Below are 15,698 nucleotides of genomic sequence, written 5' to 3' on the forward strand. Positions count from 1 at the left end.
TGCTGGGCGCACCAAAAAGAAAAGCTTGCGGCCACCCACAGCCGCAAGCTTTTCGTCATTTACGTTTACATCGACAAACGAACGATTTCAGTTATGACCACCATGGCAAAGACGGCAAACCCAAGGGAACTGGCTACCAGCAGCATGCGTTTAACCTTATTCATGTCTTCCATTTGCGATTCCCTCCATTTCTCTATTGCCAACCATCTCTACCGTTATATACGAATGACAAATGGAAAATGTTTCAACTTCTATACAATTTTATGAACGTGCCACTTTTGTACAGCTCTTTCCGCTTTCGTCCGTCTGTACGGCATGTTCCATCCGGTACATTTGCCAAGCGACTCCGATGCCGACCACCAGACAAATCGTCCACGGCAGCCATGGGGCTCCCAACTGGCGGGAAGTATCATATACCCAGCCCCCGAGAAGCTGCCCGAAAGACCCGCCAATTGCGAGAGCATATCCGTTAAATCCATAGTAGGCGCCGACATGCTCCCGAGGCGCCAAGCGAGGAACCACTTCCACCAGGTTAGGTACGGCGATCATGGTACCTAGCGCGTACAGAAAGGCATTGATGATTAACATCCATAGGTTATCAGCAAAGGCGAGCAAAAACAACCCGGCACCCATTACCAGTGTCCCGATGCCGATCAGCGTAAAGCGCTGCGTATACCCTTCGAGCCACTTCGTCACCTTCATCTGCAGCAAAATGACGGAAAGAGAAATCGCGGACAGCACGATCCCTACATCGGCCTTTTGATGTGTCACATCCTCCACCAATTGCGGGATGGTGAGAAACAACTGCATATTCAAATAGTAATACCCCATCAGGATCATGGTGTAGCGCACGAAACGGCTATCCTTGATGACGTGGGACATACTGCTCCAGATGCTGTGAGTCGTATTTTTCGCGGCGATCGGCTGCAGGAAAAACAGCACGAGCAGCCCGTTTGCGGCAAACATCCCGCCGGCAAACAGCGACAAATACGTAAAGTCAACGGTAGCCAACGCCGTACCGACAATTTGCGACCCGACGATCCCGATATTGGTCAATACGTTTCGCAGTGAAAATACTTCTTTGCGAATCGATTCTGGCGTAAGGACTGCAAAGGCGGCAGAACCTGCAGGATCAAACAAAGAGCCTCCCAGCCCCGACAAAATCGCTGCGACAAAAAAATGCCACGTTTCCGTACAGAACGCAAACATGGCAAAGCCGATGGCCCGTATCCACAGTCCCAGTACCATGGTTCCCTTGTAGCCGAATTTATCGGCTACGACCCCGCCCAAAAAGGCAAAGCCCTGTTGCGAAAATTGCCGTACACTCAGCACCAGTCCAGCCATGGCAACCGTCCAGCCGATGCTGCCCGTCAGATGCAGAGTCAGGTAAGGAATCAACGCATAAAAGCCCAGATTCATCATGAAAGAAGTTCCCAGCAGCAGCTTGACGGAGACCGGGGTTTCTCTCCATATCTCCCGATTCATTTCAACCACTCACTCTCCTGTTTTCCGGTCCAGCAAATAAAGATACCTTCAGCTTACAAAGCAAGGTATAATTTGAGAAACGATTCTTTTTGTATAGAGTTATCAATTCTCTAGATAAGAGGGAAGAAGTGAATGGATTTTGAACAACTGCGGGCTTTTTATACACTCGCCCAAACCAAGAACTTTACCAAGGCTGCCGAAATGCTGCATCTGGTCCAGTCCACGGTAACGATGCGCATCAAGCAATTGGAAGAAAAAGTAGGCAAACCTCTGTTTACGAGGGACAAGAGAAGCGTCGAGATTACTCAGGCGGCCTTACCTTGCTCCCCTATGCCGAACGCATTCTCAAGCTGGCAAATGAAGCGTTGAGCGAAGTAGCTTCTCTGCAGCCCTATGAAGACTACCTTTCCATCGGCAGCCTGAATGCCATCTGGACATCGACCCTGGAACCGATCTTGAAGGAGTACCACTATCGCTATCCGCAAATTGCCATCAGCACCAAAACCGGGCACTCCTCCGATGTCATCCAATATTTGCTTGATAACATGATCCAGATCGGCATTGTCTATATCCCGCCTTCCCTGCCCAATTTCGAGGTGATCCCCACATGGGAAGACGAGATCGTTCTCGTCTGCAAGGCTGGCGACTCTGTGACGGCGGCGACTCACATAGACGCCCGGGAGCTTCGGAATTTGCCGCTCTTGTACGTCAACTGGGGCCCTCCGTTTGACGAATGGATTCGTCAGACTCTGCCTCGCAACTACGTCCCCAAATTGCATGTGGACAAAGCGGAGCTGGCGATCGATCTGGTCAAGGAAGGTCTTGGCGTCAGTCTGCTTACCCGTTCTACGGTGAAAGCCGACCTCGCTGCCGGGACGCTCAAGGAAATGGTGATTGTCGGCAGCAAGCCGCCGAAGCGCTCGGCATACATCGTGCTGCCAAAGGACAAAAAAAACAAGCCCAGCGTGGAAAAATGGCTGAGCCTGATGAAAGAATTCGGCTATTCCATTTAAGCAAGTCTCTCGGAAGCTCACTTTTGCGAGGAGGCAAACGTCGGGTAGTACGATGCTTTGCCCGCCTCTCCCCATTTTGCACGTGCAAATCGGAACAAAAAGTACCAGCCTGCCGCGAAACAAGCACCGGTCGTCACATCGCTCGGAAAATGAACTCCCAGATAGACACGACTTGCAATAATGGCGACAATCAACAGATAAAGCAGCGGCGCTGCCCATTTGGCCCAACTCCGAGGGATCATAAGCGGCAGCAGCGACGCCAGGATCGCATAATAAACCGAACTGACCATGGCATGGGCACTGGGAAAGGAATACGAATCCGGTCTGGCAATCAGATTATGTCCGACTGGACGTTCCCTCGCAAACGAATTTTTCATCCACTCATTCATACAGGCCGCCCCCAGCATGACAATCGCCACGATGACCGCTTCACGGCGGTAGCCTCTCCAGTACAGCCACAGGACGAGAAGTCCGCTAAGCGCGACGATCGCCTTGGTCCCTCCCAAACCCGTCAACACTGTCAGCACTATCGTCAGCTCATCAGAGCGCGCCTCCTTTGCCAATGCGAAACCTGCCTGGTCAAACGCTCCGAAACCATCCTGGAAATAAACGGAGACAAGAGCAGCTGCAATAAGAAAAAAGACGGCTGCGCCCCACAAATATTTTGAACTGTTCTGTTTCATCCAATCTCCCCCCCATCGTCCATCAGCGCTCTCAGCGCTTCCGCAAAACGCTCGTCATCCTGGGCGCTTCTGGCGGCTGGACCTCTTGTACGCCCGCCGCCTCTGCGATACCGGGCTTTTTCATTGCGCTCTTCCAGGTGGAAGGCAATTCGCTCTGAATGAAATATTGTTCCATGCGGTGAAACCGCCTTTGCGCGCTTTCCCAAAATCAATGCGGCAAGGCCGATATCTTGCGTGACTACGATGTCTCCTCGCTCTGCTTCATTGGCCAGTTTCATATCAACGGCTTGTGGTCCGGCATCGACTGTGACGTGATCGGCACCGGTCAATTGATGATTGAAGCTGGCAAAGGTGATGCATCGCCAGCCCCTTTCCGCACATAGCGTTCTGGCTATAGCCAAGGCTTGACGGGGACAAGCGTCGGCATCGATCAGCACCCGCTTTTCTTTCATATGCCTGCACCTCTTTTCACACTTTCCCCCCTTCTCCTTTTTTGATACGATGGACGTGAGAGGAGTGAATGTACCTTTGCGTTACGAATTTGTCTACGATGAACGGATGGGTATTCGTCTTCCCGCCCTTCAGCACGACTGGGAAGAGTATTCGCCAGGTGAAAGGGCAGACATCCTGATGGAGTGGGAAGAAATCCGTTCCACGATCCCAGATCGCATCATCAAGCTGGAAGCGATGATCATAGAAAAACAGACACAGTTGGATGTCGAAGAGGATTTCCCCCGCTCCTGTCAGCTGAACTCGGAAATCCACGAAATAGCGAGTATCATTAACGATCTTAATATATGGTTCCGCGTACAGCAAGACTACGACACCAAGATTCATGGGTAAATCCGGGCGGGCACACAAAGAAACCGGGCTGCATCCGTACTCTATGCGACCCGGTTTCTTTTTTTTTTGCTGTCACGTTTTCAAAAATCCCCTTAGCTGCCTGCCGCCTGCACCCTGCTTTTTTTCTTGCGGGCGAGCTTTAACGCAAGCATGCCGGTGACATGCGGTGCAGCCATCGAGGTCCCGTTCAGTGTACGGAAGCTGTCCCCCGGCCATGTCGACAAGATTTCCACGCCTGGCGCCTTCATGTTCATCCCTTTTCCCCGTGCACTGAAGTCTGCCAGATTGCCGTTTCGGTCAATCGCACCTACTCCAATCACTCCAGGGTACCTGGCCGGGTACTCCACCTCTCCTCCGTTGTTCCCGGCAGAAGCGACCATGACAATCCCCCGCTTCGATGCTTTCTTGACCAGCCGGGCCAATGCTTCGCTGTACTGTCCCATTCCAAAACTCATATTGACAATATCCATCTCGTTTTCAATCGACCAGTTCAAGGCTCTGATAATATCGGATAATGAAGCCGTTCCATCCTCGCGAAAGGCTTTCACGTCATACAGGTCCGCTTCCGGAGAAACCCCGACGATCCCTGTATGGTTCATCTCCGCCACAATGATACCCGCTACATGGGTACCATGGCCGTTCCGCTTTCCTCCCACCAGATTGACGCCGCCCTTGACCCGATCCTTTAATTCAAAATGGTCCCGGGCGATGCCTGTATCAATTACAGCAATCTTGACTCCATTTCCCCTGCCCTTTCTCCACATGCGTTCGGCACCGATGTACTTGACTCCCCATGGCACTTCGTCTTCACCGTGCGCCTCGTCTTCTGCGTGCACGGTGACTGTGGCATTCTCTTCAACATGGGGATTGTATTTGCGGAACTCTTCCTCAAACAGCTCGAACATATCCTGCCTGACGCAAAGACAGGACAAATCATGATAGCAGTTCCACGGCTGTTTTACTGAGAGGCGGGACACCCTCTCCTGCAACTCGGACAAAATCTTGGGGAACGGCTGCTTTGGATGAAAAGAGATGATTTTCAACCCACTTTTTCCTCCTATCGTGACAAATGTCTGCATCATCTTATGTATTCGCGGAGTGGGTGGGTTGGGTATATACACAGACGAAAAAAATTGGGCGTCCATGTATCCGCTTTTGTCCATACATCTTTGTCTTGGCTGCCATATGACTGCAAATGGGGCGGTTTTGCCTTCTAGCAGACAAATGGGAAAGGGAGTGACGAAACCCGATGGCCAAAACAAAAGATTTGTTGAAGAAATTGAATAAAAAAAGCAAGAAGAAACTGAGCATGAGCGACGTCAAGTCACTGGCAAAAGGGTACAAAAAGAAAGATTTCAAGGATGACAAAAAGCTGAAGAAACTGATTAAAAAAGTAAGCAAAGCGGTGGGCATCAAGCTGTCAGACAAACAGATTTCCAAAGTCCGCAAGCAGGTAAAGGAACGGTTGCCAGGTCTCTAGGAAAAAGGAATCCAAAAAGGAGAGCATGAGCTGCTCTCCTTTTTGGTTCTGACCCGAACCGAATGTTCCCTGTCCGTTAGTCGTCGCACGAACAACCGACAATAGCCAGCAACACGAAGAGGACAAGAACCAAAGAGAAATCGTCAAAGTTGCCTTTGAACAGACTCAATCCATTCACCCTCCTTTGTCGACAAACTACTCATATGGTATGTACATAACAAAAAACGTGATTGGACTATTGCCCAATCACGTTACCCGCATATCCCTCATCTTTTGACAGTTGTGCGTATTCTCTCTTGGTCTAGCTTGCCTTGCGGTGCAGCGGCTCTGCCATACCATATGGCTTTTGCATCACCTGCTGCCAGAACGGAATCGTCCGTTGAATCAGCGGTCCCGTCAGTACAGCCACGAGAACGGTCCCTACCGATACCGGTCCACCGAGAGCAGCTCCCGCCAGCAGAACGCTCACTTCGATAATCAACCGGACTCTTTGGATACTCCATCCCATCCGTTCATTCATCGCCAGCATGAAGCTGTCCCGTGGTCCTGCTCCCAGCCGCGGCGAAAGGTACATCCCGATCCCTACGGCTGACACCAGGAGTCCGGTCAGCAGCATCAAGACACGCTGGACGATTCCTTCGACCTCAGGGATGATGTTCATCCACAGGAACATATCCAAAAAGAGTCCGAAGCAGATCATATTTAAAAACATGCCAAACGTCGGTTTGATTTTCGCCAATACAAACGACAGGAAAATAACAATGACACCGACGATTTGCGACCAGAGTCCGATGGTCAACCCAAATGTTTTTTGCAAACCGATGTGAAACACATCCCAGGGGGATACCCCCAGATTGGCTTTGATCATCAGTACGCATCCAAAAGCACCAATAAACAATCCAAGCACAAACATGGCGTAACGAACCACGATGGGGCCGCCCATCCGTATACCGGACACCTCAGCTCACCTTTCCTCTCCCGATATCTGCTTTCTTCGCGGGTCAGAAAATCCGTGATTCGCTATCCGCCATCCTGCCACCCGGCAATGACTTCGTGAAAGACGCCGTCCTTTCGAAAATAAGCTTCAGCTTTTGGCCGGTCCAAATACATGCCGGCCTCTTCCAGCCTCTCGCCTGACAAGATAACCTGGCGCTGCTTGTTCTGATCGTCCCGGTACTCGACTACCAGCGACAGCTCCTGCTCTAGACAGTATTCCTTCAGCTCCTGTGCAGAAGCAAAGGTTACCCGTTTCATGGTTTCCCTTCTTTCTTGCGATGATCATTCATTATAGCAGGGTTTCTCCATTTCTCCCACTGTGTTTCTCTCCCGTTTTACGGAGAATGAGGCAAAATCGCTGGCAAGGGCCGTCTCGGGAAAGATCTCCTGGGCTTCTCTGAGCAGATCCTCCATCGTCAGATCGCCATCCTCATTTTCATACCGAGGACTGAAATGGGTCAGACACAGGCTCTTTACGCCAGCCTCCTTGGCAAGCTGAGCCACCTCACGGGCAGTCGAGTGACCGCTCCTCACCGCCAATTCCTTGTCCGCAAACGCATAGGTTGCTTCGTGTACGAGCAGGTCGGCATTCCTGGCCAGCTCCTTGACCGCTTCGCAGGGCTCCGTATCTCCACTGAACACAACTGCCCTGCCCTTTTGGGAAGGTCCGACAAAATCTTTTCCGTCGACGACTCGTCCATCCGGAAGCATGACCTGTTCTCCCCGTTTCAGAGCAGCGTACAGCGGCCCGGCCGGAATACCGGCTGCTTTCGCCCGCTCTACCAAAAAGGGACCCGGCTTTTCCTTTTCGTGAACAGCATAGGCATAGGCTGGCACCCGGTGCTGAACCTTCCTGCAGGCGACGGTAAAGTCCCCGTCCTCAAAAATCGTTCCCTCTTCGATGATCTTGATATGGAGCTGATAATGCAGATGCACGGGGCTAACATCCATCACGGCCTTGACATATCGCTCCACTCCTGGAGGACCGTACAGCTCTACCGACGCAGCACTGTCATTTCGCAACGAACGGCTGGCGAGCAGACCGATCAGCCCGTATAAATGGTCCCCGTGAAGGTGGGTAATAAAGATTTTCTCAAGCTGACTGAGCTTTAGCCGCGAGCGAAGGATTTGGTGCTGTGTTCCTTCCCCGCAGTCAAACAGCCACCATTTTGCGCTCTGGTCAAAACTGAGGGCGATTCCGCTTACATTTCTTCTGGTGGAAGGGGCACCCGAACCTGTACCTAAAAACGTTACTTGCATGTCTGTTCACGTTCTCCTTTATTCTCTTTTCTTTCGGTGCCTGTCCGCCTATTGGGCATTCACCCTTTTTTCTCTGGGCGCATACGTTATTAAAAACTTGGCATCGCCAGGTTTATTGGCGGAGCTTCGCTGCGAAGCACAGGTTTTATCCATGCCGACGGTGCAACAGAGCTCTGTAGCCCAGCCGGCGACTTTACCCGATAGGTACCGTTGGCGTTGGTTCCTATCGAACCGTTGAAAATTTGTCAATCGTTCAGGTAACCACCTGACAGGAGGGTTGAGGATGAAGCGTTTACTTTCATTGGGTCTGGCTGCCTCCCTGGCACTGACCGCGATCATAAGCGGCTGCTCCGGGGGCACAGAAAAAATCCGAATCGGCGAAGTGACCCGTTCCCTGTTTTACGCGCCGCAATACGTTGCGCTCGAAAAGGGCTTCTTTAAAGAAGAGGGTCTCGAAGTAGAGCTGAGCACGACGTGGGGCGGAGACAAAACCATGACAGCGCTGCTATCGGACGGGATCGACGTGGCCCTGGTCGGCTCGGAAACGAGTATTTATGTCGCCCAGCAGGGTGCTCAAGATCCGGTGATAAATTTTGCGCAGTTGACCCAGACCGACGGCACATTCCTGGTGTCGCGCAAGAAAATCGACAACTTTTCGTTTGACCAATTGAAGGGCAGCGTCTTCCTCGGCCAGCGCAAGGGTGGGATGCCTCAAATGGTCGGCGAGTATGTACTGAAAAAGAACAAGATTGATCCGCATGCGGATCTGGAGCTCATCCAAAATATCGAGTTTAAAAACGTCGCTTCTGCCTTTGCCTCCGGAACCGGCGAATTCGTGCAGTTGTTCGAGCCCGAAGCCTCGCAGTTTGAACTGAACGGGATCGGCCATGTCGTTGCATCGTTCGGCAAGGAGAGCGGCACTGTGCCGTACACGGTCTTTATGACAAAGCAAAGCTACCTCGACAAGCATCAAACCGCTATTCAAAAGTTTACCAATGCAATCTATAAAGGGCAACAATGGGTAGCGTCCCACTCTCCAAAAGAGATAGCTGAGGTAATCGCTCCCTACTTCCAGGACATCAAGCCGGAAATTCTGGAGAGCTCGATCAAGCGCTATCTGGAGCAAGGCTCCTTTGCGACAGATCCGATCCTGGACGAAACCGAATGGAATCAGCTTCAGGACATTATGGACTCAGCAGGTGAATTGAAGCAGCGTATGGATTACGCCAAGCTCGTCAATACCACCTTTGCCAAAACCGCTAAAGAAGGGAAGTAAAAAACATGAACCAGCTTCTTTCTACGCCGGCCAAGATTGAGCTACGCCACGTCACGCATCTCTACGTATCGACTTCCAGGGCGTTCATGGCGGTCAGGGACATCAACCTGCGCGTGGAGGAAGGCGAGTTCATCTGTCTGGTCGGCCCCAGTGGATGCGGAAAAACGACGCTGCTTTCGCTGATAGCCGGTCTGGAGAAGCCTACTGCCGGCAAGGTGCTGATCGAAGGCGCCAGCGTGCAGGGGACCTCTCGCCAGGTAGGATACATGCTGCAGCAGGATTATCTGTTCAACTGGCGGACGATCGAAGAAAACGTATTTCTCGGTCTGGACATTCAGGGAATCCGAAATAAAGAAACAGAGGATTACGCTCTGCATCTGCTGGCTGAGATGGAGCTGGCCGATGTGCGCCACTCTTACCCTGCACAGCTTTCCGGCGGCATGCGTCAACGGGTGGCGCTCGTGCGGACACTCGCCTGTCAGCCTGATATTCTGCTGCTTGACGAACCGTTCTCGGCACTCGACTACCAGACCAAGCTGAAGCTGGAGGACCTGATTTTTTCGGCCTTGCGCCGTCACAAAAAGACTGCCATCCTCGTGACACACGATCTGTCGGAGTCAATCGCGATGGGAGACCGTATCTACATCCTTGCCCGCAATCCCGGACGCATCAACAGTGAAGTCGCTGTCCCGGCAGAAATCCGCAGCGCACTTCCCTTTGATGCCCGCAACCTGCCTGGATTTCAGGACCTGTTCCATCAAGTCTGGAAAGAGATGGAGGTGGTCTCCGATGCAACCAAAGGAAATTGAAGCGATCCACCGGGATCACATCAAACAGAAAGCGAAAGAACGAAATCTGATTCTTTTAACCCAGTTGTCGATCTTCGTCGTTTTTGTCGGTGTCTGGGAGTGGCTGGCCCGCATCAATGCCATCAACGTGCTCATTTTCAGCTATCCCTCCAAGATGTGGGAGCTGTTTTGGGCACAACTGCTGGACGGCAGACTCCTTCCCCATATCGGAATGACCGTCTGGGAGACCGTCGTGGGCTTTCTCTTGGGGACGCTGCTGGGAACACTGCTGGCCACGCTCATCTGGTGGTCGCCATTCCTCTCCCGGGTACTCGACCCTTATCTGGTCGTGTTGAACAGCATGCCTAAAGTAGCGCTAGGCCCGGTGTTCATCGTCTTCCTCGGTCCCGGCCTGTTGTCCATTATCGCGATGGGCTGCGCGATCTCAGTGATTATCACGACCATCGTCATTTACACCAGCTTCAAGGAAGTCAACCAAAATTACGTCAAGGTCGTTCAAACGCTCGGAGGGAACAAGCGGCAGATTTTCCGCATGGTAATTCTCCCCTCGACCATCCCCGCCATCCTCTCAACCTTGAAGGTGAATGTCGGCCTCTCCTGGGTAGGGGTGATCGTCGGTGAATTTCTCGTCTCGAAAATGGGGCTCGGCTACTTGATTATTTACGGCTTCCAGGTATTCAATTTTACTCTGGTCATGGTGGCTCTCGCGATCATCGCAGTCGTCGCAACACTCATGTATCAAGGTGTCGCGCTTCTCGAGAGGAGACTCACCAGCCAGTTCAAATAGATGGCAGCAAAGCGGCGTTGCTTGCGAAAATCGCGGGCAGCGCCGTTTTTTACATGGGCAGAAGAAAAAGCGAGCGACTTCATCTCTGTTATAGGTAGTTTCTATAATAATTATGGTTTTAATAGAATTTACCTATCATAAAATCCAGATTATACTGATGCAAACAACAGATGGAAGGGGCCGTATATGTCGTCATTTGTATCCGTTTTTGGACCAATCATTTTTCCAATCATCCTGTTCATCGGCGTCGGCGCCGTGCCAACAGAAAGCGCCCGGCACAGGCACGGGCGCATTGTCTGCTTCTCTATCGCCAGAACTTCCACTTGCTCTTTTTTCCCGCTTCCTCTGGCTGTTCGCTCTGGCTGCTTTTCTTCATCGCCGCTTCCACCTCGTCAGCTCCGGGTATCCTCGCGATAAAGTGGTCGATCATCGGCTTGTACTGCTCAGATATGTGCTGCTGCATTTCGCGCAAGACGGCGATCGCTTTTTCCTTTTGGTCTGTGGACAGCAGTGCATTGGCATAGTTGAAGCCCGTAAACGGGTAGGCAATCTCCTCAGGCGACCAATACTCCTCGCAAATCTGAATCAGCTGGTACACGTACCCGGCTTGCCCCAGCTCTCCCGTTACCGTCATGATGACCTCTTCCTTTTCCGGTGCCCGCTGGATCGCTTCCTTGTACCACTGCATCGCCTTCAAAAGATTTTCCTCTGTCATCGCCAAACGGGCCATGTGAAGATGGGGACGCCAAGCCCCCTCTTTGGCCATAAGGGCTTCCAGGCGCTTGCGCAGCTCGTCCCGCTTGTTGAATTGCAAAAAGCTTTCCACGTACATATTCAAGCCGTTTTCCTGGTTCGGATCTTTGAACAGTCCCGCTTCCAGCGTCTCAAAGGCCTTTGCCTCCTCCCCTTCCAGGGCGTAGAGCTTGGCCAGATTGGTACAAGCCGTACCTGAAGACGGAAAACGCTCGAGACAGTCGAGCAGCATTTTCTTGGCCCGATCGTATTCCCCTGCCTGCATGTGCACGACAGCCCGAAAAATGAGCGCGGACTCAATCGGACCGTACAATTCCAGCAGCCGGTCAGCGGCAATGGCAGCCTGCACGGGAAACTTGTCGCGGACCAGCTCCATCGCAAAGTCACGCAGCTTTTCCTTGTCCTCCCAGTACTTGTCCAAATTTTGCGGAATCACTTTCTTTTGATAGTCCTCACGCGACATTTGCACAGTCTGGCCAAACTCATTCGTAAAGGTCACAAATTCTGACATGAAACAGCCTCTCTTTCTTTTGGTCAAAGGAGCTACAGGAGCATCTCCCCAAAAGAGAACGAACGATTTCCCGTAATAGAAAACCGCCCGCTTCCTTCGTCTCCCGTTCCTAAATCCAGGCTTTTATATTCACTTTCCGGATAAATTCTTCCATTGATTCTTTCACTGGTTCGCCATTTTCCGCTGCTTCGTCCTGAATACCCATCAGTTGACGGAACAGGGCTTCGTTGCGTGTTGCCAATGCGAAGTCAAGCAGGGCCTCTTTCTGGATACGATCTGCTTCCTGTTCCAGCAGAGTCTCCTCCAGAGCGATGTCATCCTCCACTACGGCGTACTGCTTATCGATCTTGGGAATACGGACAATCCAGGAAAATGCGCTGTCCGGATTGCGGTCTCTGCCGATGAGATACCCGTATTCTCCGATTGGCATACCTTGTTCAAAGGAGTCAGCAACGATGACGACACGTTGTCCAAGCTTGAACATGAGCGTCAACCCCTTCTGAGATTCATTCTAATCATACTAAATAGTATGCATACTTGGGAAGAGCAAACAGCGCCTTTGACTTTTTATGCAAAAAGATTTGTTGGAAAGGCAAAAATGCGATACACTTCTCTAGATAGGGCTTTTTCCAGTGTAATTGATTGGAACGAGGTGTACAAACATGACGCAATTGTCCACAGGATTCTCCGTATTTATCGTCGGCTGGACGGTTGTCCTGGTCTCGCTCATGGGAATCGGCGGTTTCTTCATGTTCCGCAAGTTCCTGAAATCGATGCCCAAGCAGGACGGCAAATCGGAACTCGACTGGCAGGACTACTATATCGAGCAAACCCGCTCCATGTGGACGGAGGACGGACTGGCTCTCCTGAATGAACTGGTAGAACCCGTCCCTCAGCTGTTTCGGGATGTGGCCAGGCGCAGCATCGCTGCCAAAATCGGCAAGCTTGCCCTGGATGAGAAAGCGACGTCGATCGATCTGGATCTGATCGTAAAAGGCTACATACTCGCGACGCCAAAGCGGGACCACAAATTTTTAATCGACCATCTCAAGAAAAAACAAATCGACTACTCCCCATACGAAAAGTACCTGCACATGGGCTCGTAGACGACCCAAAGCTTGAAACCATTTGCCCGGTCTGCCGTAAACGTAGATATCCCGCTCTACTAAGGAGACGATGTGTATGTCCGTACTGTTAGCGATTCTCGGAATCGGCCTGCTGCTGATCGTCATCGTGGTGGCCGTTGTTTTCGCCCTCCTCAAAAAAGGAGCAGGCTTTTTGTTCAAAGGAGGACATCGCGGGTACAAGCGCTACAGCAGCAGCGACTACCGTCATCGCGGCCTCTTCGGGCGCGGACATAAGTCTTACGGCCATTCGTACTACCGCCGGAAGCATTCCAGCCGTAGCGGTTTTTTCAGCAGCTAGGCTGGCAAACGCGGTAATTGGTTGATCCCGTGCACCGTAGATGTTTGCCTGCTATTATACGCAGATGCTGTTCGATTTGTTTTGCTTGATTCGCTTTCCTTATGAAATCAGGACCCTGCAATGGCTGCAGGGTCCTTTCATTTGAAATGGGGCCATCTGTCATCACAAATGACGGGCAATAATCCGAACCAACTTTGCAGGAAACTCATGCAAATTGGCAATATCCAAAAATCTTTCCTTTCCGTAGATGTCACTAATCACATCCTTGTCTTGCCCGATTGCGGCCGCAAGAAAAATGACTCCCTTCCGTTCGTATTCCTCGATTGTCTGCTTCATGTCAGCAACCGCATAGCTTCCGGTATACTCATCCATTGCTTTGGGCTGACCGTCGCTTATGCTGATCAACAGCTTTGTCTGTTGCGGCGAGACGGCCAATCGTTCGGCCATTATTCTCAGGGCCATTCCATCGCGGTTATTGCTTCTCGCACGAATCCTCATAAGCCTGTATCGGTCATGCGCATCCCTTTTATCAAAATCGGTGTATGCGAAAATCGACATTTGTTCCAGCTTGGAAACATCCGCAGTATCGCCGTAGATCAATACGGGAATATCGCAAAGCTGACAAAATTCATATACCGCGATGACAGCGCGCTTGGCTGCTTCCAATCTCCCAAAAGCTGACATGGATGCGGATTCATCGACCCTGATACCAACGACAAGTGAAGGGGATTCTGTTGGAGGCCGTTTCTTGGCAAAATACCTGTAATCCCTGTAAGCGACGCTTTCTGCTTGAAATTTGCTGCCGTAGCAACGGTTCCGTGCAAAGTCGGAGGACACCTCATGCTCCAAGTACGGAAGCGTCTTTCTCGCAATTTCCTTCACGGTCGGCATGAGCTCCTTGCTGAGCCGGACATATTCCTGCTGGTCTTCCTGATCGTAGTCTGGACGGTGCACAATGAGCTTTACTTTTTTATGAATGGAATCGGAAACCACCGCTCTTGCGTCTTGATTCAGCTTTTTGCGGAAATCGCGTTCCTTTTGTTTCTCAACCTCTGACATTGATTCAGGATTTGTCTGATGATATGTGGGAGAGCCATCGTCGCCCAAACCTGTACGTTCGATATGGGCGGAATCGTCTGTGACACGCGAGGAGCTCTTGTCACTATCGGCAGATTTTTTCAATGCGATTCCCTTTTCCGCGGCATGGCTGTCTGTGTCAAAACCGCTCTCGTCTATATCTCCCCATGTCCTGATCTCTATCGCATCGTCAGATTTCCGTTTTTTTTTTACGTTCGATCCGGGCTTCTTCCAAACTGGCAAGCAAACCATGATTGAGCAGAGCCTCTTCCAGAATGAGTATCTCTTCCGGATCGGTTGTGATCTTGTAGATGACCTTATGATAAAGGGATTCTTTCGCCAAAGCTCCTCCGGCAATCGCATCTACCCAGTAGAAGAAGGAACGCATGCCCGCTACGCCTTTGATCGCATTGGCTCTGGCGGTTTTGTCCAGGATCATAATGATTTCCGCTAAAGTATCCAACACCTTTTCATCGTGGAATCCGGTTTTGGCCATTACGCGTTCGATCATGACCTCTTTGGTCGGCAGGTCCATCTTTTCCGCATGCTGAACCCTGTCGCGCAGCGCTTCGTTTAACGGTCTGGTTCCCGCATAACTGCGATTCGTTGTGATCACCGCGATGAAATCGGGATGCCTGTGTATGACCCCGGTGGGCAGATTGATGCTGCCATCCAGCTCCAGGGCAGAGTTTAATGCCATCAACACCGCAGCATCGCGAATCACGTTTGGTTCCTGGATTTCCAGCAGGTACCCGTTTTGATAGGCTCTGACGATCTCCGAAGGGTAAAATCGGTACTCCACCGCTTCTCCATCCGTTTTTTCCGCTGCCAGCCTCAGCAATTGCTTCATCTTCAAGGCTGCCTGTTCCTGCGGAATCTCCAGCGCGTCTGTCAAAACTTCCGTTGCGCTTTGAAAGCCGTCGCTTTCATACAATGCCTGCAGTGCCGTTTGCTCCCAAGGCTCCATTTCGTCTAAACGTTCCGTGGAAATCACCGGCAAAATAGCGCCGATAATATCCGATTTATCCATATCGGCAAAACAGGTCACTTTCGTATACGGCAGCCCGAAATTCGCCGATAATGCTTTGGCCAGTTGTGTCTTGCCTGAACCGGCGTCCCCTTCCAACAATATGTTGGCGATTTTCATTTCCCCGCGATTCCAGTTGCGCTTTACTTCATTCGTGATGCGACGTTCTTCTTCGCTGACCTTATGAGTCCATGGCTTTTTCCAAATCAGCTTTTTTTCTGCATCGGTCAGCTGTCTTTCTGGTGACAAAACACATTCTCCATATGCAGTCAT

20 protein-coding genes and 1 pseudogene are annotated in these 15,698 nt (G+C 51.3%); 9 read left to right on the forward strand and 12 right to left on the reverse strand.

Annotated features, from left to right (window positions below; translation table 11 throughout):
- Window positions 1–267, forward strand: a 267-nt coding sequence (locus EDM54_RS26740; RefSeq protein ID WP_221175475.1) for a hypothetical protein, incomplete at its 5' end; no start/stop codon positions are given.
- Here EDM54_RS26740 and EDM54_RS02515 read toward each other — a convergent pair.
- The gene (locus EDM54_RS02515; protein WP_003387343.1) at window positions 262–1,485 is read right to left on the reverse strand and encodes an MDR family MFS transporter; all 1,224 of its coding nucleotides are present in this window, start codon (window positions 1,483–1,485) and stop codon (window positions 262–264) included. The genes EDM54_RS26740 and EDM54_RS02515 overlap by 6 nt on opposite strands.
- 132 nt (window positions 1,486–1,617) lie before the next feature.
- Here EDM54_RS02515 and EDM54_RS02520 point away from each other — a divergent pair.
- Window positions 1,618–2,498: pseudogene (locus EDM54_RS02520) on the forward strand (LysR family transcriptional regulator).
- Between the two features lie 17 nt (window positions 2,499–2,515).
- On the opposite strand, the gene EDM54_RS02525 reads toward EDM54_RS02520, so the two are convergent.
- Together EDM54_RS02525 and EDM54_RS02530 are read right to left on the reverse strand one after the other, a co-directional pair.
- On the reverse strand, window positions 2,516–3,181 hold the full coding sequence (locus EDM54_RS02525; RefSeq protein WP_052259722.1) for a phosphatase PAP2 family protein: 666 nt from the start codon (window positions 3,179–3,181) through the stop codon (window positions 2,516–2,518).
- Window positions 3,178–3,633: a DUF188 domain-containing protein gene (locus EDM54_RS02530; RefSeq protein ID WP_003387348.1), complete on the reverse strand. Its 456-nt coding sequence runs from the start codon at window positions 3,631–3,633 to the stop codon at window positions 3,178–3,180. Before EDM54_RS02530 ends, EDM54_RS02525 begins: the two co-directional genes overlap by 4 nt.
- 49 nt (window positions 3,634–3,682) lie before the next feature.
- Between EDM54_RS02530 and EDM54_RS02535 the strand changes: the two genes are divergently transcribed.
- On the forward strand, window positions 3,683–4,024 hold the full coding sequence (locus EDM54_RS02535; RefSeq protein WP_031931783.1) for a hypothetical protein: 342 nt from the start codon (window positions 3,683–3,685) through the stop codon (window positions 4,022–4,024).
- A 92-nt stretch (window positions 4,025–4,116) separates the two neighbouring features.
- Here the strand turns inward: EDM54_RS02535 and EDM54_RS02540 are convergent, their stop codons facing one another.
- Window positions 4,117–5,067: a S8 family peptidase gene (locus EDM54_RS02540; RefSeq protein WP_122957725.1), complete on the reverse strand. Its 951-nt coding sequence runs from the start codon at window positions 5,065–5,067 to the stop codon at window positions 4,117–4,119.
- Between the two features lie 206 nt (window positions 5,068–5,273).
- Here EDM54_RS02540 and EDM54_RS02545 point away from each other — a divergent pair, with 206 nt between their 5' ends.
- Entirely contained in the window at window positions 5,274–5,504 is a 231-nt protein-coding gene (locus tag EDM54_RS02545) for a stage VI sporulation protein F (protein ID WP_003387351.1), read from the forward strand.
- A 76-nt stretch (window positions 5,505–5,580) separates the two neighbouring features.
- On the opposite strand, the gene EDM54_RS02550 is transcribed toward EDM54_RS02545, so the two are convergent.
- From EDM54_RS02550 to rnz, 4 genes are all read right to left on the reverse strand, one after another.
- Window positions 5,581–5,673 (reverse strand): YjcZ family sporulation protein, encoded by a 93-nt coding sequence (locus tag EDM54_RS02550; RefSeq protein WP_024985180.1) that lies wholly within the window; start codon window positions 5,671–5,673, stop codon window positions 5,581–5,583.
- 132 nt (window positions 5,674–5,805) lie between these two features.
- Window positions 5,806–6,447, reverse strand: coding sequence for a YczE/YyaS/YitT family protein (locus EDM54_RS02555; protein ID WP_003387352.1), 642 nt, complete (start codon window positions 6,445–6,447; stop codon window positions 5,806–5,808).
- A gap of 77 nt (window positions 6,448–6,524) precedes the next feature.
- A complete protein-coding gene (locus EDM54_RS02560; protein WP_003387353.1) occupies window positions 6,525–6,758 on the reverse strand; it encodes a hypothetical protein in 234 nt (77 codons plus the stop codon).
- A 24-nt stretch (window positions 6,759–6,782) separates the two neighbouring features.
- A complete protein-coding gene (gene rnz / locus EDM54_RS02565) occupies window positions 6,783–7,760 on the reverse strand; it encodes a ribonuclease Z (protein ID WP_003387354.1) in 978 nt (325 codons plus the stop codon).
- Window positions 7,761–8,043: 283 nt separating this feature from the next.
- Here rnz and EDM54_RS02570 point away from each other — a divergent pair, with 283 nt between their 5' ends.
- Genes EDM54_RS02570 through EDM54_RS02580 form a run of 3 tightly spaced genes read left to right on the forward strand, consistent with a single transcriptional unit; the run spans window position 8,044 to window position 10,632 of the window.
- Window positions 8,044–9,036, forward strand: a complete 993-nt coding sequence (locus EDM54_RS02570) for an ABC transporter substrate-binding protein (RefSeq protein ID WP_003387355.1) — start codon at window positions 8,044–8,046, stop codon at window positions 9,034–9,036.
- Window positions 9,037–9,041: 5 nt separating this feature from the next.
- Window positions 9,042–9,845: an ABC transporter ATP-binding protein gene (locus tag EDM54_RS02575; protein ID WP_003387357.1), complete on the forward strand. Its 804-nt coding sequence runs from the start codon at window positions 9,042–9,044 to the stop codon at window positions 9,843–9,845.
- Window positions 9,826–10,632 (forward strand): ABC transporter permease, encoded by an 807-nt coding sequence (locus EDM54_RS02580; protein ID WP_003387359.1) that lies wholly within the window; start codon window positions 9,826–9,828, stop codon window positions 10,630–10,632. Before EDM54_RS02575 ends, EDM54_RS02580 begins: the two co-directional genes overlap by 20 nt.
- Window positions 10,633–10,936: 304 nt before the next feature.
- Here the strand turns inward: EDM54_RS02580 and EDM54_RS02585 are convergent, their stop codons facing one another.
- Both EDM54_RS02585 and EDM54_RS02590 read right to left on the reverse strand, forming a co-directional pair.
- Window positions 10,937–11,896 (reverse strand): tetratricopeptide repeat protein, encoded by a 960-nt coding sequence (locus EDM54_RS02585; protein ID WP_003387360.1) that lies wholly within the window; start codon window positions 11,894–11,896, stop codon window positions 10,937–10,939.
- A gap of 109 nt (window positions 11,897–12,005) precedes the next feature.
- Window positions 12,006–12,380, reverse strand: coding sequence for a hypothetical protein (locus EDM54_RS02590; protein ID WP_003387361.1), 375 nt, complete (start codon window positions 12,378–12,380; stop codon window positions 12,006–12,008).
- Between the two features lie 178 nt (window positions 12,381–12,558).
- Between EDM54_RS02590 and EDM54_RS02595 the strand changes: the two genes are divergently transcribed.
- Window positions 12,559–13,002 carry a DUF2621 domain-containing protein gene (locus tag EDM54_RS02595; protein WP_003387362.1) on the forward strand — a complete coding sequence of 148 codons (444 nt, stop codon included), beginning with the start codon at window positions 12,559–12,561 and terminating at the stop codon, window positions 13,000–13,002.
- Between the two features lie 76 nt (window positions 13,003–13,078).
- Window positions 13,079–13,321 (forward strand): hypothetical protein, encoded by a 243-nt coding sequence (locus tag EDM54_RS02600; protein WP_003387363.1) that lies wholly within the window; start codon window positions 13,079–13,081, stop codon window positions 13,319–13,321.
- Between the two features lie 162 nt (window positions 13,322–13,483).
- Here the strand turns inward: EDM54_RS02600 and EDM54_RS02605 are convergent, their stop codons facing one another.
- Both EDM54_RS02605 and EDM54_RS02610 read right to left on the reverse strand, forming a co-directional pair.
- Complete coding sequence (locus EDM54_RS02605) at window positions 13,484–14,650, reverse strand: vWA domain-containing protein (RefSeq protein WP_238986180.1); 1,167 nt, start codon at window positions 14,648–14,650, stop codon at window positions 13,484–13,486.
- A complete protein-coding gene (locus EDM54_RS02610; protein ID WP_031931780.1) occupies window positions 14,589–15,698 on the reverse strand; it encodes an AAA family ATPase in 1,110 nt (369 codons plus the stop codon). Before EDM54_RS02610 ends, EDM54_RS02605 begins: the two co-directional genes overlap by 62 nt.

The organism is Brevibacillus borstelensis, from assembly GCF_003710865.1.
Taxonomy (GTDB): domain Bacteria; phylum Bacillota; class Bacilli; order Brevibacillales; family Brevibacillaceae; genus Brevibacillus; species Brevibacillus borstelensis.